Source organism: Pseudomonas sp. B14-6 (genome assembly GCF_013260315.1).
Lineage (GTDB): Bacteria > Pseudomonadota > Gammaproteobacteria > Pseudomonadales > Pseudomonadaceae > Aquipseudomonas > Aquipseudomonas mandelii.
The window spans coordinates 727663-748050 of record NZ_CP053929.1; the positions used below are offsets into that span (position 1 = coordinate 727663).

Sequence of the window (20388 nt, forward strand, 5' to 3'; positions counted from 1 at the left end):
GAAAGGATTTTGTCTATCCCGCGCTTTCGCCCATAATCGTGTTTTTCACCGTCGCGCAGGAACCCCATGGAGCAATTTCGTAATATCGGCATCATCGGTCGCCTGGGCAGTTCGCAGGTGCTGGATACCGTCCGCCGACTGAAACGGTTTCTGCTTGATCGTCACCTGCACGTGATTCTCGAAGACACCATCGCCGAAGTCCTGCCCGGTCATGGCCTGCAAACCTCGTCTCGCAAGATGCTCGGCGAAGTCTGTGACATGGTGATTGTGGTCGGCGGTGACGGCAGCCTGCTTGGCGCCGCGCGTGCCTTGGCCCGACACAATATTCCGGTGCTCGGCATCAACCGGGGCAGCCTCGGTTTCCTGACCGACATTCGCCCGGATGAACTGGAAGTCAAAGTCGCCGAAGTGCTCGATGGCCATTACCTGGTGGAAAACCGCTTCCTGCTGCAAGCCGAAGTCCGGCGCCATGCCGAGGCCATCGGCCAGGGCGATGCGCTGAACGACGTGGTCCTGCACCCGGGCAAATCGACGCGGATGATCGAATTCGAGTTGTACATCGACGGCCAGTTCGTCTGCAGCCAGAAGGCCGACGGCCTGATCGTCGCAACGCCCACCGGTTCGACCGCCTATGCGTTGTCGGCGGGCGGGCCGATCATGCACCCCAAGCTCGACGCTATTGTGATTGTGCCGATGTACCCCCATACCTTGTCGGGCAGGCCAATTGTGGTCGATGGCAACAGTGAGCTGAAAATCGTCGTGTCCAAAGATATGCAGATTTACCCGCAAGTCTCCTGTGACGGGCAGAACCATTTCACCTGCGCGCCGGGCGACACCATCACCATCAGCAAAAAAGCCCAGAAACTGCGGCTGATCCACCCGCTCGACCACAACTACTATGAGGTCTGCCGGACCAAGCTTGGCTGGGGCAGCCGGTTGGGCGGTGGAGGCGACTGATGCTCGATCCCGCGCGTAGCTACGACCTGATCGGTGACGTGCACGGTTGCGCTCTGACCCTTGAGCACTTGCTCGACCGGCTCGGTTATCACAAACAAGGTGGCGTCTGGCGGCATCCATCGCGCATGGCGGTGTTCGTCGGCGACATCATCGACCGCGGCCCGCGGATTCGCGAGGCGCTGCATATCGTCCACGACATGGTCGAGGCCGGTCAGGCGCTGTGCATCATGGGCAACCATGAATTCAACGCCCTCGGCTGGGCCACGCCGGCGCCGCCAGGCAGCGGCAAGCAGTTCGTGCGCGAACACACGCCACGCCATGCGCGCCTGCTCGGTGAAACCCTGACGCAATTTGAACATCACCCCGGCGACTGGCATGACTTCCAGCAATGGTTTTACGAACTGCCATTGTTTGTGGATGCCGGGCGTTTCCGCGTGGTGCACGCCTGCTGGGATGCCGGCCTGATCGAGCCGCTGCGCGCGCTGTTCCCCGATGGCTGCGTCGACGAACATTTCCTCCAGGCCTCGGCCGTGCCGGGCAGTTTCGCCTGCACCGTGTTCGATCGTTTGCTGCGCGGGACCGACATGCGCCTGCCCCACGGGCTGACCATGACCAGCGGCGATGGCCTGACGCGTTCGTTCTTCCGCACCAAATTCTGGGAAGACGACCCGCAAACCTACGGAGACATTGTGTTCCAGCCCGACGCCTTGCCCGAACCCGTGGCCCAGACGCCCCTGTCGTCCACCGAAAAAAATACCTTGCTGCGTTACGGCGTCGATGAGCCGCTGTTGTTCGTTGGCCATTACTGGCGCAGCGGCAAACCGGCGCCGATCCGTCCGAACCTGGCCTGCCTGGATTACAGCGCGGTGCTCTACGGCAAACTGGTCGCCTATCGCCTGGATCAGGAAACCCGCCTCGACCCGCACAAGTTTGTCTGGGTCGATGTCGAGCGGCCGGAGGTGTTGCGATGACTACCGTTGCTGTTTTACGCCTGCCGCTGGCCGTGGATTTGAGCGGGTTCGTCAAACTGCTGCAACGCATGCAGGTGCCGCATCGGGTCAGCGAAGAGTCCGGTGAACAGGTGCTGTGGGTGCCGGCCAATATCAGCGAAGACGTCCGTTCCTTATATGAACGTTTCCCGGCGGGCGACCCTGATCAGCAGCTGGACATTCCGGTCGCGCAAACCACCAGGCGGCCTGGTTTCGTCGAGCAGATGCGCCATGCCAAGGCAACCGGCTTGGTGTTGCTGCTGAGCCTGATCGTCGGTGCGGTGACGCTGCTGGGGGAAAACCTCGACACGCTGCGTTGGCTGACCTTCCTCGATTTTCGTATCGTTGGCGAGTACATCCATTTTGTGCCCTTGGCCGACAGCCTGGCGGCGGGGCAGTGGTGGCGTCTGGTGACGCCGATGCTGATCCACTTCGGCATCCTGCACCTGGCCATGAACGGCATGTGGTACTGGGAGCTGGGGCGGCGCATCGAGTCGCGTCAGGGCAGCATCAACCTGATCGGCTTGACCTTGCTTTTCAGCCTGGTGTCGAACTACGCCCAGTTTGTTTTCAGTGGCCCGACCCTGTTCGGCGGGTTGTCCGGGGTGCTTTACGGCCTGCTCGGGCATTGCTGGATTTTCCAGATGTTGTCGCCGAACCCGGCATATCGCCTGCCGCGCGGTGTGCTGGTGATGATGCTGGTGTGGCTGGTGCTGTGCCTGTCGGGCCTGGTCTCGATGATCGGTTTCGGTGAAATCGCCAACGCAGCCCATGTCAGCGGGTTGCTCGTCGGATGCTTGACCGGTTTGTTGGGCGGTTTGTACAACCGCCGTAAACTGGCCGTCTAATCAGTTATGTATTAAAGAGCGGAGCCCTTGATGTCCTCTTTTAACGAAATGATTCAAAACATCACCCCCGATATCTACCAGAGCCTGAAGCTGGCGGTGGAGATCGGCAAATGGTCCGACGGTGGCAAACTCACCGCCGAACAACGTGAATTGTCGCTGCAAGCGATGATCGCCTGGGAAATCCAGAACCTGCCCGAGGAAGAGCGTACCGGCTACATGGGCCCGCAGGAATGCAGCTCGAAGTCGATCAGCGTGCCGAACATCCTGTTCAAATCGGATGCCATCCATTGATTGAGATTGGCCGTGGTGCAATCAGCAAAATGTCGGCGCGCCTTGACGGGCCGAACGTGCAGTACGCGTTTCGTCTGGATGACGTCGAGGTGCCGGTCAATCCCTTGATCGGCAGCACGGTGCGTCTGGAATATCTGGGGGCGATTCATTGCACCCATTGCGGGCGCAAGACCAAAACCAGTTTCAGCCAGGGGTATTGCTATCCGTGCATGACCAAACTGGCGCAGTGCGACCTCTGCATCATGAGCCCGGAGCGTTGCCACTACGACGCTGGCACCTGCCGTGAGCCGGAGTGGGGCGAGAAGTTCTGCATGACCGATCACATTGTGTATCTGTCGAATTCGTCCGGGGTGAAAGTCGGGATTACCCGCGCCACCCAGCTGCCGACTCGCTGGATCGACCAGGGCGCCCGTCAGGCGTTGCCGATCATGCGCGTTTCGACCCGCCAGCAATCGGGGTTTGTCGAGGACCTGTTCCGCAGTCAGGTGGCAGACAAGACCAACTGGCGTGCTTTACTCAAGGGTGACGCGGTGTCGGTGAACCTGGCCGAGGTTCGCGATCAGTTGTTCGACAGCTGCGCCGAAGGGTTGCAAGGTTTGCAGGAACGATTCGGCCTACAAGCAATCCAGACCATTGCCGACGTAGAAACCCTCGAAATCCGCTATCCGGTCGAGCAATACCCGGCCAAAATCGTCAGCTTCAACCTGGACAAGAATCCGATTGCCGAAGGCACGTTGTTGGGGATCAAGGGCCAATACCTGATTTTCGACACAGGCGTCATCAATATTCGTAAATACACGGCTTATCAGCTCGCCGTGCATCAGTAAGGACTCCAGCATGCGCACCGAACAACCGAAGATGATCTATTTGAAAGACTATCAGGCGCCCGAGTACCTGATCGACGAGACGCACCTGACCTTCGAGTTGTTCGAGGACCACAGCCTGGTCCATGCGCAACTGGTGATGCGCCGCAATCCCGAGCGCGGCCCGGGCCTGCCGCCGCTGGTGCTGGACGGCCAGCAACTCGAGCTGCTGTCGGTCACCGTGGCTGACCGCGAGCTGAGCGACGCTGATTATCAGCTGACGGAAAACCACCTGACCCTGCACCCGACCAGCACCACCTTCACGGTCGATACCAGCGTCAAGATCCACCCGGAAACCAACACCGCCCTGGAAGGTTTGTACAAATCCGGCACGATGTTCTGCACCCAGTGCGAGGCCGAAGGCTTCCGCAAGATCACCTATTACCTCGACCGCCCGGACGTGATGAGCACGTTCACCACCACGGTCATTGCCGAGCAGCATAGCTATCCGGTGTTGCTGTCCAACGGCAATCCGATTGCCTCAGGTCCCGGCGAAGACGGCCGGCACTGGGCGACCTGGGAAGACCCGTTCAAGAAGCCGGCGTACCTGTTCGCGCTGGTGGCCGGTGACTTGTGGTGCGTCGAAGACAGCTTCACCACCATGAGCGAACGCTCGGTGGCGCTGCGCATTTACGTCGAGCCGGAAAACATCGACAAGTGCCAGCACGCGATGAACAGCCTCAAGAAGTCGATGCGTTGGGACGAAGAGGTCTACGGTCGCGAGTACGATCTGGACATCTTCATGATCGTCGCGGTCAACGACTTCAACATGGGCGCCATGGAGAACAAGGGCCTCAACATCTTCAACTCCAGCGCCGTACTGGCCCGCGCCGAAACCGCCACCGATGCCGCGCACCAGCGTGTCGAGGCGATCGTCGCGCACGAATACTTCCACAACTGGTCGGGCAACCGCGTGACCTGCCGCGACTGGTTCCAGTTGTCGCTCAAGGAAGGCTTCACCGTGTTCCGTGATTCGGGCTTCTCCGCCGACATGAACTCGGCCACCGTGAAACGCATCCAGGACGTGGCTTACCTGCGTACTCACCAGTTTGCTGAAGACGCAGGTCCCATGGCTCACGCCGTGCGCCCGGACAGCTTCATCGAGATTTCCAATTTCTATACCCTGACCGTGTACGAAAAAGGTTCGGAAGTGGTCGGCATGATCCACACCTTGCTCGGCGCCGAAGGCTTCCGCAAAGGCAGCGACCTGTATTTCGAACGCCATGACGGCCAGGCCGTGACCTGCGACGACTTCATCAAAGCCATGGAAGATGCCAACGGTGTCGATCTGACCCAGTTCAAACGCTGGTACAGCCAGGCCGGTACCCCGCGTCTGGCGGTGAGCGAGTCCTACGACGCCGCCGCGAAAACCTACAGCCTGACTTTCCGCCAAAGCTGCCCGGCGACCCCGGACAAGGTGGAAAAACTGCCGTTCGTGATTCCTGTGGAATTGGGCCTGCTTGACTCGAAAGGGGCGGCCATTGCGTTGCGTCTTTCCGGTGAAGCCCAGACGCAGGGTACTTCGCGGGTGATCTCGGTGACCGAAGCGGAGCAGACCTTCACCTTCGTCGACATCGCTGAACAGCCGCTGCCTTCATTACTGCGCGGCTTCTCGGCGCCAGTCAAACTGAGCTTCCCGTACAATCGCGATCAACTGATGTTCCTGATGCAGCACGACAGCGACGGTTTCAACCGCTGGGATGCCGGTCAGCAATTGTCGGTTCAGGTGCTGCAAGAGCTGATCGCTCAGCAGCAGAAGGGCGAAGCACTGGTGCTGGATCAACGTCTGGTTTCTGCTCTGCGCACCGTGCTGTCCGACGAGACGCTGGACCAGGCGATGGTTGCGGAAATGCTTTCGCTGCCGGGCGAGGCGTATCTGACCGAAATCAGCGACGTGGCTGACGTCGACGCCATCCATATCGCTCGCGAGTTTGCCCGCAAGCAATTGGCTGAAGGTTTGTTCGAGGCGCTGTGGTTGCGTTATCAGGCCAACCGCGATCTGTCGAAGAAAACCCCGTATGTGGCCGAAGCCGAGCATTTTGCCCGTCGTGCCTTGCAGAACATTGCGCTGTCGTACCTGATGCTCAGCGGCAAGCCGGAAGTGTTGGCGGCGACGCTGGAACAATTCGAGACCAGCGACAACATGACCGAACGCCTGACCGCGCTGGCGGTGTTGGTCAATTCGCCGTTTGAAGAGCAGAAGGCCTTGGCGCTGGCGAGTTTTGCCGAGCACTTCAAGGACAATCCGCTGGTCATGGATCAGTGGTTCAGTGTCCAGGCGGGCAGCACGTTGCCCGGTGGTCTGGAACGTGTTCGTCAGTTGATGGAGCACCCGGCGTTCAACATCAAGAACCCGAACAAGGTGCGGGCGCTGGTCGGTGCGTTTGCCGGGCAGAACCTGATCAACTTCCATGCGGCGGACGGTTCCGGGTATCGCTTCCTGGCGGATCTGGTGATCGAGTTGAATGGCTTCAACCCGCAGATCGCTTCCCGCCAGTTGGCGCCGCTGACTCGCTGGCGCAAATACGACGACGCCCGTCAGGCGTTGATGAAAGGCGAGCTGGAGCGGATTCGTGCTTCGGGTCAGCTGTCCAGCGATGTGTTTGAAGTGGTCAGCAAAAGCCTGGCTTGATCCCTGTTCCGCGGAGTACCTGATCGTTCCCACGCTCTGCGTGGGAATGCATCCCGTGAAGCTCCGCGCACAGCCTCTACAGCGGACGCTGAGCGTCCATCGCGGCTTTCCCACGCAGAGTGGGAACGATCTTCACGATCTTGCTTAACATCACCCCTCCGAATGCCTCCCCATTCATCCACACCCGCTATCCCCCAGTTAACAAAACATAACGTGGCGTCGATTGTCAGACCTTTCCAAACCCCGATAGGATAAGCCAGCTTCCGAAGGGGCTCTAGATTGCGCATTTCAGGACTATGCTCCAGAACAGGCAATCCCGATGAGCACCCCTTACGGCGCCCTGAAAGGTTGAACGACCTAACAATAATAATGGGGGAAGGTCTATGAGTGAGCCTGTCATGGGTGTGGGTATCTGCCGCCCGCCGGCATTACGCAAGTTCGCGTTGCTGGCCACAGCGCTCTCGCTGTTGGGTTGTGCCGTGCTGTCGGCACCTGCGGTGGCCGCTGCGGCGCCAGCGTCCGACACTGTTTATGCCGTTGAATCTGCCAAAGCCAGCAAGAGCCTGATGCTCGACGTCGTGCACGTCGGCAAGCGCCTGGTGGCTGTTGGTGATCGCGGGCACATTCTGTATTCCGATGACCAGGGTGCAACCTGGACCCAGGCCAAAGTGCCGACCCGGCAATTGTTGACGTCGGTGTTTTTCGCCGATGACCAACACGGCTGGGCCGTCGGCCATGACGCTCAGATCCTCGCCAGCGAGGACGGTGGCGCCACCTGGACCAAGCAATTCGAAGATTTGAAACGCGAATCGCCGCTGCTCGACGTCTGGTTCCAGGACGTCAACAGCGGCTTTGCCGTGGGCGCCTACGGTGCGTTGCTGGCCACCACCGACGGTGGCAAACACTGGGAAGATGCCAGTGATCGCCTCGACAACGAAGACCAATACCACCTCAATGGCATTGCGGCGGTCAAGGATGCCGGGCTGTTCATCGTCGGCGAGCAGGGCAGCATGTTCCGCTCCGCCGACTGGGGCCAGACCTGGGAAAAACTGGAAGGTCCATACGAAGGTTCGCTGTTCGGCGTGATCGGCACCGCTCAGGCCAACACACTGCTGGCCTACGGGTTGCGGGGCAATCTGTTCCGCTCGACCGATTTCGGCACGACCTGGGAACCGGTCGAACTCAAGGCTGCTCGCGGTGCGCTGGAGTTCGGTCTGTCCGGCGCGACGCTGCTCGACGACGGCTCCATTGTCATCGTCGGCAACGGCGGCTCGGTGATCCGCAGCAACGATAACGGCGAAACCTTCAGCGTGTTCAACCGCCCGGATCGCATTTCCGTTTCGGCGGTGACCGCGGCAGGCAACGGCAATCTGATTCTGGCAGGACAGGGTGGCGTTCGCGTCACCACGCCAACCGGCGCAGAGAATGGCAAAAACGGGTCGTCCAAATGAGCCGGGCAAATAATAAGAAGGCGGGTCTATGACATCCTTGAGCAGTCATCACCAAGACAAGGCGACGTTTCTGGAACGCCTGATTTTCAACAACCGCCCGGCAGTGATCGTCATCTGCCTGCTGGTCAGCATCTTCCTGTTCTGGCAGGCGACGCTGATCCGGCCGTCCACCAGTTTCGAAAAAATGATCCCCCTGGATCATCCCTTCATTCAAAAGATGATGGAGCACCGCAACGATCTGGCGAACCTGGGCAACACGGTGCGCATTTCCGTGGAAGCCACCGACGGTGACATATTCTCCAAGGAATACATGGAGACTCTGCGTCAGATCAACGACGAAGTGTTCTACATTTCCGGCGTCGACCGTTCCGGCCTCAAGTCGCTGTGGAGCCCGAGCGTGCGCTGGACCGAGGTGACGGAGGAGGGCTTTGCCGGTGGCGAAGTGATCCCGCAGAGCTATAACGGCTCCCAGCAAAGCCTCGACCTGCTTCGCAACAACGTACTCAAGTCCGGTCAGGTCGGGCGCCTGGTGGCCAACGACTTCAAGTCGAGCATCGTCGACATCCCGCTGCTGGAGTCCTACCCGGACCCGCAGGATCAGGGCAAGTTGCTGGCGCTGGACTACCGCAAGTTCTCCCACGAGCTGGAAGAAAAGATCCGCGACAAGTTTGAAGCGCAGAACCCTAACGTGCAGATCCACATCGTCGGTTTCGCCAAGAAAGTCGGCGACCTGATCGATGGCCTGGTCATGGTGGTGATGTTCTTCGGCGTCGCCTTCGTCATCACCCTGATCCTGCTGTACTGGTTCACCAACTGCATGCGCAGCACCGTGGCGGTGTTGAGTACGACGCTGGTGGCGGTGGTCTGGCAGTTGGGGTTGATGCACTTCTTCGGTTTCGGGCTTGATCCGTATTCGATGCTGGTGCCGTTCCTGATCTTCGCCATCGGTATTTCCCACGGCGTACAGAAGATCAACGGGATCGCCTTGCAGTCCAGCGAAGCCGACAACGCCTTGACCGCCGCACGCCGCACGTTCCGCCAGTTGTTCCTGCCAGGGATGATCGCGATCCTTGCGGACGCGGTGGGCTTCATCACGCTGTTGATCATCGACATCGGTGTGATTCGTGAACTGGCCATCGGTGCCTCCATCGGTGTCGCGGTGATCGTGTTCACCAACCTGATCCTGCTGCCGGTCGCCATCTCCTACGTCGGCATCAGCAAGCGCGCTGTCGAACGCAGCAAGAAAGACGCGCACCGCGAACACCCGTTCTGGCGCCTGCTGTCGAGCTTTGCCAGCCCGAAAGTCGCACCGGTGTCGATCGTCCTGGCCTTGCTGGCCTTCGGCGGCGGCCTCTGGTACAGCCAGAACCTGAAAATCGGCGACCTCGACCAGGGTGCCCCGGAACTGCGGCCGGACTCGCGTTACAACAAGGACAACAACTTCATCATCAGCAACTACTCGACCAGCTCCGACGTATTGGTGGTGATGGTCAAGACCAAGTCCGAAGGTTGCTCGCGCTATGAAGCCATGGCGCCGATCGACGAACTGATGTGGAAGATGCAGAACACCGAGGGCGTGCAGTCGGCGATCTCCCTGGTGACCGTGTCCAAGCAGATGATCAAGGGCATGAACGAGGGCAACCTGAAATGGGAAACCCTGTCGCGTAACCCGGACGTACTGAACAACTCCATTGCCCGTGCCGATGGCTTGTACAACAACAGTTGCTCCCTGGCGCCGGTACTGGTGTTCCTCAACGACCACAAGGCCGCCACCCTGGATCGCGCCGTGCATGCGGTGCAGGACTTCGCCAAGGAAAACAACAAGGACGGCCTTGAGTTCATCCTCGCGGCGGGTAACGCCGGTATCGAGGCGGCGACCAACGAGGTGATCAAGGAATCCGAGCTGACCATCCTGATCCTCGTTTACATCTGCGTCGCGACCATGTGCATGATCACCTTCCGTTCCTGGGCGGCGACCTTGTGCATCGTGCTGCCGCTGGTGCTGACCTCGGTACTCGGCAACGCCCTGATGGCCTTCATGGGCATCGGCGTGAAAGTCGCGACCCTGCCGGTCGTGGCGCTGGGGGTGGGGATTGGCGTGGACTACGGCATCTACATCTATAGCCGTCTGGAAAGCTTCCTGCGTGCAGGCCTGCCGTTGCAAGAAGCCTACTACCAGACGCTCAAGTCCACTGGTAAAGCCGTGCTGTTCACCGGCCTGTGCCTGGCGATCGGTGTGTGCACCTGGATCTTCTCGGCCATCAAGTTCCAGGCCGACATGGGCCTGATGCTGACCTTCATGCTGCTCTGGAACATGTTCGGCGCGCTTTGGCTGCTGCCGGCGCTGGCTCGCTTCCTGATCAAGCCGGAGAAACTGGCGGGGCAGAAGGGCAATTCGTTGTTCGCTCACTGATCCCTGGCTGAAATAGAAAAGCCGCAACCTGGGTTGCGGCTTTTTTTCATCTGGGGATTAACACAACCCTTTGCAGGAGCCGGCTTGCTGGCTCCTAAAAAGGATCGCGTTGGTTATGAGGGATCTGTGCCGAGCACGACGTTCAGCGCACTGCGCGCATCGTCGAGCTGAACGAGGGTCGCATGCCGCGCACCCAGCGCATCGCGGTTCTCGATCGCCGTCAGGATCGCCTTGTGTCGGGGCAGCGCCAGTTCATGCAGGTTCGGCCGCTGGTTGGAATGTTTCAGCGCTTCAGCAATCGCCACCGACAGCATGTTGCACAGGTTGGCCAGCAGATCGTTGTGGGTCGCATCGGCGATGCGGCTGTGAAAATCCAGGTCCGGCTGCAACAGCGCTTCCGGCGTCGGTGCGGCTTCCATGCGCTGGTAGGCTTCACCGATGGAGGCGATGTCTGCGTCGGTCGCGAACTGCGCGGCGAGGGCGGCGGCAGCGGGTTCGATGATGCTGCGCACGCTGGTCAGCAACTCGAAAAATTCATTCTGCGGGCTGCTTTGCATCAGCCAGTGCAGCACATCCGGGTCGAGCATGTGCCATTCCTTGCGCTGCTTGACCACGGTGCCGACCCGAGGACGGGAATACACCAGGCCTTTGGCGACCAGCACGCGGGTGGCTTCACGCAGCACCGGGCGGCTGACCGCGTACTCCTCGCACAGCAGGGCTTCGGCGGGCAGTTTGTCGCACGGTTTGAAGCGCCCGGAAACGATCTGCATGCCCAATTCCTGGACGATGCGCGAGTGCATGCTTTTGCGGTCGGAGGGTTTGCGGTAATCCATGGGGAACGGCGCGATCCTGTGCGATGGAGATGCCGCGCATGATAGCAGGCGCGGACCCGGTCCTGAATCAGATGAAGAGCCAATGTGGAAGTGAGCCTGCACGCGATAGCGGTCGTTCAGTCAACATCAATGTTGAATGTTCGACCGCTATCGCGAGCAGGCTCGCTCCTACAGGGGGATTGATGTGATCAGTGAGAGTGGCGCGGGACTTCGGAACCGCGGCAGCCAACCAGGAAGTCGAAATCGCAGCCCTGATCCGCTTGCAGCACATGGTCGATGTACAGCTGACGATAACCGCCCACGATCAGATTTTGCGGCGGTTGCAGATCCGCCATGCGCGCCGCCAGTTCAGCATCCGGGATGTCCAGGTGCAAACGCCCGTTGGCGCAATCCAGTTCGATCCAGTCGCCTTCCTTCACTGTCGCCAGAGGCCCGCCGGCCGCTGCTTCCGGGGCCACGTGCAAAACCACGGTGCCATACGCCGTGCCGCTCATGCGTGCGTCGGAAATGCGCACCATGTCCGTCACGCCCTGGGCCAGCAGCTTGGCCGGCAAGCCCATGTTGCCGACTTCGGCCATGCCCGGATAACCCTTCGGCCCGCAGTTCTTCATCACCAGAATCGAGTTGGCATCGACGTCAAGGTCCGGATCGTTGATCCGCGCCTTGTACATGTCGAAATTCTCGAACACCACCGCGCGCCCGCGATGCTGCATCAATTCGGCACTGGCCGCAGATGGCTTGAGCACTGCACCGAGGGGCGCGAGGTTACCGCGCAATACGCAAATGCCGCCGTCGGCGCGGATCGGGTTGTCGAGGGTGCGGATCACTTCGTCCTGACCGTAGATCGGCGCGTCCTTGGTGTTCTCGCCCAGGGTTTTGCCGTTGACGGTCAAGGCGTTCGGGTTGGGGATCAGGTTGGCTTCACCGAGGCGACGCAATACCGCTGGCAGGCCGCCGGCGTAGTAGAACTCTTCCATCAGGAAACGGCCGGACGGTTGCAGGTCGACAATGGTCGGCATGCCGCGACCGATGCGGGTCCAGTCATCCAGGTCCAGCTCGACGCCGATACGACCGGCGATGGCTTTCAAGTGGATCACGGCGTTGGTCGAGCCGCCGATGGCGGCGTTGACGCGGATGGCGTTTTCGAAGGCTTCCTTGGTCAGGATCTTCGACAGCCGCAGATCTTCACGGACCATCTCCACCGCGCGCATGCCGGACATATGCGCCAACACATAACGCCGCGCATCCACCGCGGGAATCGCCGCGTTGTGGGGCAGGGACGTGCCCAGTGCTTCGGCCATGCAGGCCATGGTCGACGCCGTGCCCATGGTGTTGCAGGTGCCGGCCGAACGGGACATGCCGCCCTCGGCCGCGAGGAAATCGTCAATCGTGATGGTGCCGGCTTTGACTTGCTCGCTGAGCTGCCAGACCACGGTGCCGGAGCCAATGTCCTGGCCTTTGTGCTTGCCGTTGAGCATCGGCCCGCCGGTAACGACGATGGCCGGTACGTCGCAACTGGCCGCGCCCATCAGCAGCGCCGGGGTGGTTTTGTCGCAACCGGTCAGCAGGACCACGCCATCAATCGGGTTGCCACGAATCGCTTCTTCAACGTCCATGCTTGCCAGGTTGCGGGTGAGCATGGCGGTAGGGCGCAGGTTCGATTCGCCATTGGAGAACACCGGGAATTCCACCGGAAAACCACCGGCCTCGATCACCCCGCGTTTGACATGCTCCGCGATCTGGCGGAAATGCGCGTTGCACGGGGTCAGTTCCGACCAGGTGTTGCAGATGCCGATGATCGGCTTGCCGTGGAACTGGTGGTCGGCGATGCCCTGATTTTTCATCCAGCTGCGGTACATGAAGCCGTTCTTGTCAGCGGTGCCAAACCATTGGGCGGAGCGCAGGTTGGGTTTTTTATCGGACATGATCGATTCTCTTATTGTATGACTATATTGTTCGAGCTAAGGCGTAACATAAGCGCAATTTCGCCGGTTTGGAAGTGTTGTTGGTTAATTAGTATTACTATATAGTCGCTTTCAACGGAGGGATTGCCCTGGCGGTTTTCAGCGAGAGGCGTCCCCCGAGGTTCTATAACAACAACAATCGGAGACCGATCTCATGAGCCAGGAACTGCGGCTTATTCGTCGCATTACGCTGAAACTGATTCCCTTCCTGATCCTGCTGTACCTGATCGCCTATGTGGATCGCTCCGCCGTAGGTTTCGCCAAGCTGCACATGGGCGCCGACATTGGCCTGGGTGACGCAGCCTATGGCCTCGGTGCAGGGTTGTTCTTCATTGGCTACTTCCTGCTGGAAATCCCCAGCAACCTGATGCTCGACCGCTTCGGTGCCCGACGCTGGTTCGCACGGATCATGGTCACCTGGGGCGCCATCACCATCGGCATGGCGTTCGTCCAAGGGCCGCACAGCTTCTATGTCATGCGCTTTCTGCTCGGCGCGGCCGAAGCCGGGTTCTTCCCGGGCGTTCTCTACTACATCACCCAATGGTTCCCGGTTCGCCATCGCGGCAAGATCCTTGGTCTGTTCATTCTTTCCCAGCCCATCGCGATGATGATCACCGGCCCGGTGTCTGGCGGCTTGCTCGGCATGGACGGCATCCTTGGTCTGCAAGGGTGGCAGTGGCTGTTCATCGTCATCGGCACCCCGGCGATCCTGCTGACCTGGCCGGTACTGCGTTACCTGCCGGACGGGCCCCAGCAAGTGAAATGGATGGATCAGGCCGAGAAAGACTGGCTGACCGGCGAGCTGAAAAAGGACCTGGAGGCCTACGGCCAGACCCGTCATGGCAATCCGCTGCATGCCCTGAAAGACAAACGCGTGTTGCTGCTGGCGCTGTTTTATCTGCCGGTGACCTTGAGCATTTATGGCCTGGGCCTGTGGCTGCCGACGTTGATCAAACAGTTTGGTGGTACGGACCTGGTGACCGGTTTCGTGTCATCGGTGCCCTATATCTTCGGGATCATCGGGCTGCTGATCATTCCGCGCAGTTCCGACCGCCTGAATGATCGTTACGGTCACCTCGCCGTGCTTTACGTGCTGGGCGCCATCGGGCTGTTCCTCAGCGCCTGGCTGACGGTGCCTGTGCTGCAACTTGCGGCGTTGTGCCTGGTGGCGTTTGCGCTGTTTTCCTGCACCGCAGTGTTCTGGACCTTGCCCGGTCGTTTCTTCGCCGGCGCCAGTGCCGCGGCCGGGATCGCGTTGATCAACTCGGTGGGCAACTTGGGCGGCTACATTGGCCCGTTCGTGATCGGTGCACTGAAGGAGTACACCGGCAACCTGGCGTCGGGGCTGTACTTCCTGTCGGGGGTGATGGTGTTCGGGCTGGTGTTGACCGGCGTGGTCTATCGGTTACTGGAGCGCAAGCATGTGCTGGCGGCCGACCAGTTCGCGGCCAGTGCTCGCGGCGCGACTCGCACCTGAGAGATCACACAAATGCCCTGTGGGAGCGAGCCTGCTCGCGAAGGCGGAGTGTCAGTCGATAATGATTTTGGATTTGACGGCCTCATCGCGAGCAGGCTCGCCCCCACAGGGTGCAATGCCGCCTTCAAGATTGTTTACAGGAGAAAATCCATGCGTTTAGTGCAGTTCGAACTGAGTAACGGCGAGCGCCGGGTAGGCGTGGTCGAGGAGGGGCTGGTGCGCGAAGTGCAGGACGCGCGCACGGTCCGTGACCTGGCCCTGGCGGCTATCGAGGCGGGCGTCAATCTGCAGCAGCAGGTGAAAACCCTGGGCCTGGGCATCGGTCATGACTACGCGGAGCTGCTGGCGCAACTGCGGATCCTCCCTCCGCTGGATCACCCGGACCCGGCGCACATGCTGGTCAGCGGTACCGGCCTGACCCATCTGGGCAGCGCTTCGGCCCGCGACAAGATGCACCAGCAGGCCGGCGACGAAGCGGCAATGACCGACACCATGCGCATTTTCAAATGGGGCGTGGAGGGCGGTAAACCGGCGGCCGGGCAGGCCGGTGTGCAACCAGAGTGGTTCTACAAGGGGGACGGCAGCATCGTCGTGCGTCCGGGCCAGCCGTTCCCGCTGCCACCCTTTGCCGAAGACGCGGGTGAAGAGCCTGAACTCAGCGGCCTCTACGTCATCGGCCACGACGGTAAACCGTATCGCCTCGGTTTCGCGGTGGGCAACGAGTTCTCCGACCATGTGATGGAGCGCAAGAATTACCTCTACCTGGCACATTCGAAATTGCGTAGTTGCAGCTATGGCCCGGAGCTGCGGGTCGGCGAATTGCCGGCACATCTGGCTGGCACCAGCCGCATCCTGCGTGACGGTGAAGTGCTGTGGCAGAACGAGTTCCTCAGCGGCGAGGCCAACATGTGCCACAGCTTCGAGAACCTTGAGTACCACCATTTCAAGTACAGCCAGTTCTTGCGTCCGGGGGACGTGCACATTCATTTTTTCGGCACCGCGACCCTGTCCTTTGCCGACGGCATTCGCACCCGGGAGGGTGATGTGTTCGAGATCAGTCAGGCCGAGTTCGGCGCGCCTTTGATCAACGGGATCGCCCCGGTTGAAGCCGCTTTCGAGCCCGGCACCGTCGGCACCCTTTAAGGAGATACGCATGCCTCAGATTCTTGGTCACAACTACATTGGCGGTCAGCGCAGCGCGACTGGCACCGTCAAAATGCAAAGTGTTGATGCCAGCACCGGCGAAGCCTTGCCTCATGATTTCTTCCAGGCAACGCCTGAGGAAGTCGATGCCGCCGCCAAGGCTGCTGCCGCCGCTTACCCGGCCTATCGCAGTCTGAGCGCGGAACGTCGCGCGCAATTTCTCGATGCGATTGCCGATGAACTCGACGCCTTGGGCGATGACTTTGTCGCGGTGGTCTGCCGCGAAACGGCATTGCCGGCCGGACGTATTCAAGGCGAGCGCGGGCGCACCAGCGGGCAGATGCGTCTGTTCGCCAAAGTGCTGCGTCGCGGTGATTTCTACGGCGCGCGAATTGATCTGGCAATGCCGGATCGCCAACCGCTGCCACGACCGGACCTGCGCCAATACCGCATCGGTCTTGGGCCTGTTGCGGTGTTCGGTGCGAGCAACTTTCCGTTGGCCTTCTCCACGGCGGGCGGCGACACCGCGTCGGCACTGGCCGCCGGTTGCCCGGTGGTGTTCAAGGCTCACGGCGGCCACATGGCCACCGCCGAACTGGTTGCCGATGCGCTGATTCGCGCGGCGGAAAAAACCGGCATGCCGGCCGGCGTGTTCAACATGATCTACGGCGGCGGAGTCGGCGAAGCGCTGGTCAAACACCCGGCGATTCAGGCGGTCGGTTTTACCGGTTCGCTGAAGGGTGGCCGCGCCCTGTGCGACATGGCTGCCGCACGTCCACAACCGATCCCGGTGTTCGCCGAGATGTCGAGTATCAATCCGGTGATCGTGTTGCCGAAGGCATTGGCTGCTCGGGCCGACACCGTCGCCCGTGACCTGACCGCTTCGGTCGTGCAGGGGTGCGGTCAGTTCTGCACCAATCCCGGTCTGGTCATCGGTATTCGCTCGCCGCAATTCACCGCGTTTGTGCAGCAGGTCGCGGGCCTCATCGGCGATCAGGCGGCGCAAACAATGCTCAATGCCGGGACGTTGAGCAGCTATGGCAACGGCCTGCAAAAACTCCTTGCTCACCCGGGCATTGAGCATCTGGCTGGCAATCCGCAGCAAGGCAATCAGGCGCAACCGCAGTTGTTCAAGGCTGACGTCAGCCTGCTGATCAATGGCGATGCAGTGCTGCAGGAAGAAGTGTTCGGCCCGACCACTGTGTTCGTCGAAGTGGCGGATCAGGCGCAACTCAGTGCCGCGTTGAACGGCCTGCACGGGCAGCTGACGGCGACGATCATTGGTGAGCCGGCGGACTTCGAACAGTTCGGCGAGCTGACGGCGTTGCTGGAGCAAAAGGTCGGACGGATCCTGCTCAATGGCTATCCGACGGGCGTTGAAGTCTGCGACTCGATGGTCCACGGCGGGCCGTACCCGGCAACTTCCGATGCACGCGGCACGTCGGTCGGCACGTTGGCGATTGATCGATTCCTGCGGCCGGTGTGTTTCCAGAACTATCCCGACAGCCTGTTGCCGGAACCGCTGAAGAACGCCAACCCCCTGCGCATCCAGCGTCTGGTGGACGGCAAACCTTCCCGCGACGCCCTTTAACAGCTCACCGCAATCCCCGTGGGAGCGAGCCTGCTCGCGAAAGTGGTGCATCAGTCAACAACAATATCGACTGACACTCCGCATTCGCGAGCAGGCTCGCTCCCACAGTATTTTGTGTCGCCAGCATGTTGGATGAGCGACACAGACCCACCCTCACATTGAGCTATCATTGCGTCTTTCCCATTCAAAGATTGACTGCCATGACTGCCGCATCCGACACCTTGATCAACGCCCTCGAACACTGTGACATGCTGGAAATCGACGGGCTGCACGCCTTCGATTTTTCCCTCGATGAAGACGAAAACCTGCACATCGAATGCATGGACGGCCGAGCACTCAAACGTTGGGAGTTCAGCATTGCGCAGATCACAGCGGCGACTTTCGATCCTGATTTGAAGAGCTGGATCATTACCGGCGATTCCGGTGAGCATCGACTAGTGCCTATGGACGCGTTCGGCGGTGGTGACGACGAGGAAGAAGGGAATGAGGATGCATAAGCTCTGGCCGCTGTTGATGGCCGGCAGCATCGGCGCGATGGGCATTGAAGCCGCGTCGGCCGACGACTATCAGTTGCTGGTCGGTTCCTACACGGCGGGGCAGAGCCAGGGGATTCATCGCCTGAACTTCGACAGCGCCACCGGGCAGATCAACCCCAAGCCGCTGCAAGTGGTCACCAGTGAAAACCCGTCCTGGCTGACCGTTTCCAAGGATCAGCAGCGTTTGTTCGTGGTCAATGAAAACGGCCCCGGCCAGAAAGACCCGGTCGGGCGCGTCAGCAGTTATTCAATCGATCCTAAGACCCATGCGTTGAGCTTGATCAATCAGGTGCAGAGCCTGGGCAACGAGCCGACGCATTCGAGCCTCAGCGGTGAGGCCAGTCATTTGTTCGTCAGCAACTATTCAGTGGTTGAAGACCCGGGCGGCACGTTGGCGGTGTTGCCCGTGGGCGCCGACGGTAAGCTCCAGCCCGTGGTGCAGATGAGCAGTCACCCGTCGAGCCGGGTCAATCCCGAGCGGCAGATGTCGGCGCATGTGCATTCGACGGTTTCCTCGCCGGACGGCCAGTACGTGTTCTCCAATGACTTGGGCGCCGACAAGATCTTTGTCTACCGCTTCGATCCCAAGGCCAATCCGGAGCTACCGTTGACTGCCGCCACACCGGCGTCGGTCCAGTTGCCAGCCGGCAGCGGGCCGCGTCATTTGCTGTTCAGCGCCGATGGCAAACACGCCTGGCTGACCATGGAAATGAGCGCGCAGGTCGCGGTGTTCGATTACCAGAACGGCAAACTTGAGCAAACCCAGATGGTTGATCTGGCGGCGGGCCAGCCTGTTTCCGACAAGGCCGCCGCTGCGTTGCACGCCTCGGCCGATGGCAAGTTCCTTTACGTCAGCAACCGTGGCACCGCCAATCAGGTGCTGGTGTTTGCCATCGATCCTGCGTCCGGCCATCTTAAGGAGCTACAGCGTCGTTCGGTGGACGGTGATCACCCGCGCGAGTTCAGCCTCGACCCGAGTGGCCAGTTCTTGCTGATTGCCAACCAGAAGAGCAACCAGATTGTTGTGGTCGAACGCGATGCCAAGAGCGGTTTGTTGGGTAAAACCGTACAGAAACTGCCGATGGATGCCCCGAGCGACCTCAAGTTTCTGGTGCGTCAATAGGCCGCAGGCCCCGGTTGATGGGGCCTGCATCCTTGTATTAATGAGGCTGATATCTGCTAATGCTACAAAAGATTTCAAGGCGCCAACCCTCGAAGGTTAAGTTTGCTCCACGGCCCCATCGGGCAAACAAGCCAACTGAATCCGAGGAATACCGCCATGAACTTCAATCTCTTCTCCATCATCGCCGCTTCTGCCATCTCCGCCACCGTTGCTCTGCCAGCCAGCGCCAACGTTGAGATCAGCGACAAAAAATCCCACGCCCAGAGCTACACCCAGAAATACCTGCAACAGAGCGCCAACTTCTACGCGGCACTGGATCACAAGACCCAAGCCTGAAATTCAAGCCCTGCACCCTTTATGCAGGAGCGAAGTCACTTGCGCCGATCGATCGAAATACGTCGAACGTCGATGAGTGATGTCGCTCCTGCATAACGCGTTTACGACAGCATCACATTGCCATCAATGTATCGCTTGATATCACATGGCCATGCATTTAGATTTGACGTTGATTTTTTGACTCAACATCTAATAACAAGGATCGACAGCATGGCGATGCGTCTGGCAGTGGTTCTTCTGTTCCTCTATTCAACCCCCATTCTTTCGGCTGCTCAGCCCGTTTCCCAGGAGCCGGACGCGGCCCGCGAACGCTTGATGAGTTTTATTCAAGACTGAGATAGACGGGCTTAATGATCAATGAAGCTGATGGTGACTATGGAAAACCCTGAGTGGTTGTCACCGCTTTTTTGATCGATTCTGTGGGCACTTAAACATGCCCACGGAGAACACCATGGCCAGCTCAATCCTCACTTCTGCCAAATACGGCGCCTACCTGGCCATAGGTCTTTACGTGGCCCTGGTGCTGATCGTCAGCGTTTCGTCCAATTTGCAGCACACCTTTGAAGCGCCGGTTCAGGTCGCTTATCCCGCCATCCAGTTCGAACACCGTGCTCAAAGCGTCGTGGTCGATCAAGCCGCATCGGCGGGAGTGGCAGGGGCATGAAAGGCAGCAAACTCTGGGTCATTGCCTTCCTGGCATTCATGACCAATGGCGCTTCCCTGTTGGGGATAGGGCAGGGCTCGGCGGGTTCGGTTGCGCGGTCCATCGAAGCCAATCACAACCTGGCGCGTAATATTGAAACGGCGAAAGCGCTTGGGTTGTTGGCGGGTAATCCACCTGTGAAACGCCAGGAGGATTTCTTCGGGCCATTCCAGGTGGATTGCTCGGTGTTGCAGATGTGTGATGTGTTTGCCTGAGCGCGAGCGGCCACAGAAGGGGC

At 60.0% G+C, this 20388-nt stretch carries 19 protein-coding genes; 17 read left to right on the top strand and 2 right to left on the bottom strand.

Annotated elements, in window-relative coordinates; genetic code table 11:
• Positions 1-66: 66 nt before the first annotated feature.
• From HP062_RS03410 to HP062_RS03445, 8 genes are all read left to right on the top strand, one after another.
• A complete protein-coding gene (locus tag HP062_RS03410; protein WP_010459816.1) occupies positions 67-957 on the top strand; it encodes an NAD(+) kinase in 891 nt (296 codons plus the stop codon).
• A complete protein-coding gene (locus HP062_RS03415; protein ID WP_370654424.1) occupies positions 954-1928 on the top strand; it encodes a metallophosphoesterase in 975 nt (324 codons plus the stop codon). The genes HP062_RS03410 and HP062_RS03415 overlap by 4 nt, the downstream gene beginning before the upstream one ends.
• A complete protein-coding gene (locus HP062_RS03420) occupies positions 1925-2794 on the top strand; it encodes a rhomboid family intramembrane serine protease (protein ID WP_010459820.1) in 870 nt (289 codons plus the stop codon). Before HP062_RS03415 ends, HP062_RS03420 begins: the two co-directional genes overlap by 4 nt.
• Positions 2795-2824: 30 nt before the next feature.
• Complete coding sequence (locus HP062_RS03425) at positions 2825-3085, top strand: YeaC family protein (RefSeq protein ID WP_010459822.1); 261 nt, start codon at positions 2825-2827, stop codon at positions 3083-3085.
• Positions 3082-3912, top strand: coding sequence for a DUF2797 domain-containing protein (locus HP062_RS03430; protein ID WP_042932108.1), 831 nt, complete (start codon positions 3082-3084; stop codon positions 3910-3912). The genes HP062_RS03425 and HP062_RS03430 overlap by 4 nt, the downstream gene beginning before the upstream one ends.
• Positions 3913-3922: 10 nt before the next feature.
• The gene (pepN, locus tag HP062_RS03435; protein WP_154911786.1) at positions 3923-6580 is read left to right on the top strand and encodes an aminopeptidase N; all 2658 of its coding nucleotides are present in this window, start codon (positions 3923-3925) and stop codon (positions 6578-6580) included.
• Positions 6581-6963: 383 nt separating this feature from the next.
• Positions 6964-8031 (top strand): YCF48-related protein, encoded by a 1068-nt coding sequence (locus tag HP062_RS03440; RefSeq protein WP_083376878.1) that lies wholly within the window; start codon positions 6964-6966, stop codon positions 8029-8031.
• Between the two features lie 28 nt (positions 8032-8059).
• Positions 8060-10444 (top strand): RND family transporter, encoded by a 2385-nt coding sequence (locus HP062_RS03445; RefSeq protein WP_042932105.1) that lies wholly within the window; start codon positions 8060-8062, stop codon positions 10442-10444.
• 113 nt (positions 10445-10557) lie between these two features.
• Here the strand turns inward: HP062_RS03445 and HP062_RS03450 are convergent, their stop codons facing one another.
• Together HP062_RS03450 and HP062_RS03455 are read right to left on the bottom strand one after the other, a co-directional pair.
• The gene (locus tag HP062_RS03450) at positions 10558-11277 is read right to left on the bottom strand and encodes a FadR/GntR family transcriptional regulator (protein ID WP_010459832.1); all 720 of its coding nucleotides are present in this window, start codon (positions 11275-11277) and stop codon (positions 10558-10560) included.
• Between the two features lie 188 nt (positions 11278-11465).
• A complete protein-coding gene (locus HP062_RS03455; RefSeq protein ID WP_010459835.1) occupies positions 11466-13202 on the bottom strand; it encodes an IlvD/Edd family dehydratase in 1737 nt (578 codons plus the stop codon).
• A 193-nt stretch (positions 13203-13395) separates the two neighbouring features.
• Here HP062_RS03455 and HP062_RS03460 point away from each other — a divergent pair, with 193 nt between their 5' ends.
• From HP062_RS03460 to HP062_RS03495, 9 genes are all read left to right on the top strand, one after another.
• Complete coding sequence (locus HP062_RS03460) at positions 13396-14718, top strand: MFS transporter (protein ID WP_172790824.1); 1323 nt, start codon at positions 13396-13398, stop codon at positions 14716-14718.
• Positions 14719-14868: 150 nt separating this feature from the next.
• The gene (gene araD1 / locus HP062_RS03465) at positions 14869-15861 is read left to right on the top strand and encodes an AraD1 family protein (RefSeq protein ID WP_010459837.1); all 993 of its coding nucleotides are present in this window, start codon (positions 14869-14871) and stop codon (positions 15859-15861) included.
• 10 nt (positions 15862-15871) lie between these two features.
• Positions 15872-17452, top strand: a complete 1581-nt coding sequence (locus tag HP062_RS03470) for an aldehyde dehydrogenase (NADP(+)) (RefSeq protein ID WP_010459838.1) — start codon at positions 15872-15874, stop codon at positions 17450-17452.
• Between the two features lie 200 nt (positions 17453-17652).
• On the top strand, positions 17653-17949 hold the full coding sequence (locus tag HP062_RS03475) for a DUF5629 family protein (RefSeq protein ID WP_010459840.1): 297 nt from the start codon (positions 17653-17655) through the stop codon (positions 17947-17949).
• Complete coding sequence (locus HP062_RS03480) at positions 17936-19111, top strand: lactonase family protein (RefSeq protein WP_172790825.1); 1176 nt, start codon at positions 17936-17938, stop codon at positions 19109-19111. Before HP062_RS03475 ends, HP062_RS03480 begins: the two co-directional genes overlap by 14 nt.
• Before the next feature lie 156 nt (positions 19112-19267).
• Positions 19268-19447: a hypothetical protein gene (locus HP062_RS03485; RefSeq protein WP_010459844.1), complete on the top strand. Its 180-nt coding sequence runs from the start codon at positions 19268-19270 to the stop codon at positions 19445-19447.
• 210 nt (positions 19448-19657) lie between these two features.
• Complete coding sequence (locus tag HP062_RS30940; RefSeq protein WP_255311789.1) at positions 19658-19783, top strand: hypothetical protein; 126 nt, start codon at positions 19658-19660, stop codon at positions 19781-19783.
• Positions 19784-19898: 115 nt separating this feature from the next.
• Entirely contained in the window at positions 19899-20111 is a 213-nt protein-coding gene (locus HP062_RS03490; protein ID WP_010459849.1) for a hypothetical protein, read from the top strand.
• Positions 20108-20365, top strand: coding sequence for a hypothetical protein (locus tag HP062_RS03495; RefSeq protein ID WP_010459851.1), 258 nt, complete (start codon positions 20108-20110; stop codon positions 20363-20365). Before HP062_RS03490 ends, HP062_RS03495 begins: the two co-directional genes overlap by 4 nt.
• Positions 20366-20388 lie beyond the last annotated feature (23 nt).

Excerpts from the sequence above, each read along its gene's own strand:
- HP062_RS03410 (WP_010459816.1), top strand. The coding sequence starts at position 67 with ATGGAGCAATTTCGTAATATCGGCATCATCGGTCGCCTGGGCAGTTCG.
- HP062_RS03420 (WP_010459820.1), top strand. The coding sequence starts at position 1,925 with ATGACTACCGTTGCTGTTTTACGCCTGCCGCTGGCCGTGGATTTGAGC.
- HP062_RS03425 (WP_010459822.1), top strand. The coding sequence starts at position 2,825 with ATGTCCTCTTTTAACGAAATGATTCAAAACATCACCCCCGATATCTAC.
- pepN (WP_154911786.1), top strand. The coding sequence starts at position 3,923 with ATGCGCACCGAACAACCGAAGATGATCTATTTGAAAGACTATCAGGCG.
- HP062_RS03440 (WP_083376878.1), top strand. The coding sequence starts at position 6,964 with ATGAGTGAGCCTGTCATGGGTGTGGGTATCTGCCGCCCGCCGGCATTA.
- HP062_RS03445 (WP_042932105.1), top strand. The coding sequence starts at position 8,060 with ATGACATCCTTGAGCAGTCATCACCAAGACAAGGCGACGTTTCTGGAA.
- HP062_RS03450 (WP_010459832.1), bottom strand. The coding sequence starts at position 11,277 with ATGGATTACCGCAAACCCTCCGACCGCAAAAGCATGCACTCGCGCATC.
- HP062_RS03455 (WP_010459835.1), bottom strand. The coding sequence starts at position 13,202 with ATGTCCGATAAAAAACCCAACCTGCGCTCCGCCCAATGGTTTGGCACC.
- HP062_RS03460 (WP_172790824.1), top strand. The coding sequence starts at position 13,396 with ATGAGCCAGGAACTGCGGCTTATTCGTCGCATTACGCTGAAACTGATT.
- araD1 (WP_010459837.1), top strand. The coding sequence starts at position 14,869 with ATGCGTTTAGTGCAGTTCGAACTGAGTAACGGCGAGCGCCGGGTAGGC.
- HP062_RS03470 (WP_010459838.1), top strand. The coding sequence starts at position 15,872 with ATGCCTCAGATTCTTGGTCACAACTACATTGGCGGTCAGCGCAGCGCG.
- HP062_RS03475 (WP_010459840.1), top strand. The coding sequence starts at position 17,653 with ATGACTGCCGCATCCGACACCTTGATCAACGCCCTCGAACACTGTGAC.
- HP062_RS03480 (WP_172790825.1), top strand. The coding sequence starts at position 17,936 with ATGAGGATGCATAAGCTCTGGCCGCTGTTGATGGCCGGCAGCATCGGC.
- HP062_RS03485 (WP_010459844.1), top strand. The coding sequence starts at position 19,268 with ATGAACTTCAATCTCTTCTCCATCATCGCCGCTTCTGCCATCTCCGCC.
- HP062_RS30940 (WP_255311789.1), top strand. The coding sequence starts at position 19,658 with ATGGCGATGCGTCTGGCAGTGGTTCTTCTGTTCCTCTATTCAACCCCC.
- HP062_RS03490 (WP_010459849.1), top strand. The coding sequence starts at position 19,899 with ATGGCCAGCTCAATCCTCACTTCTGCCAAATACGGCGCCTACCTGGCC.
- HP062_RS03495 (WP_010459851.1), top strand. The coding sequence starts at position 20,108 with ATGAAAGGCAGCAAACTCTGGGTCATTGCCTTCCTGGCATTCATGACC.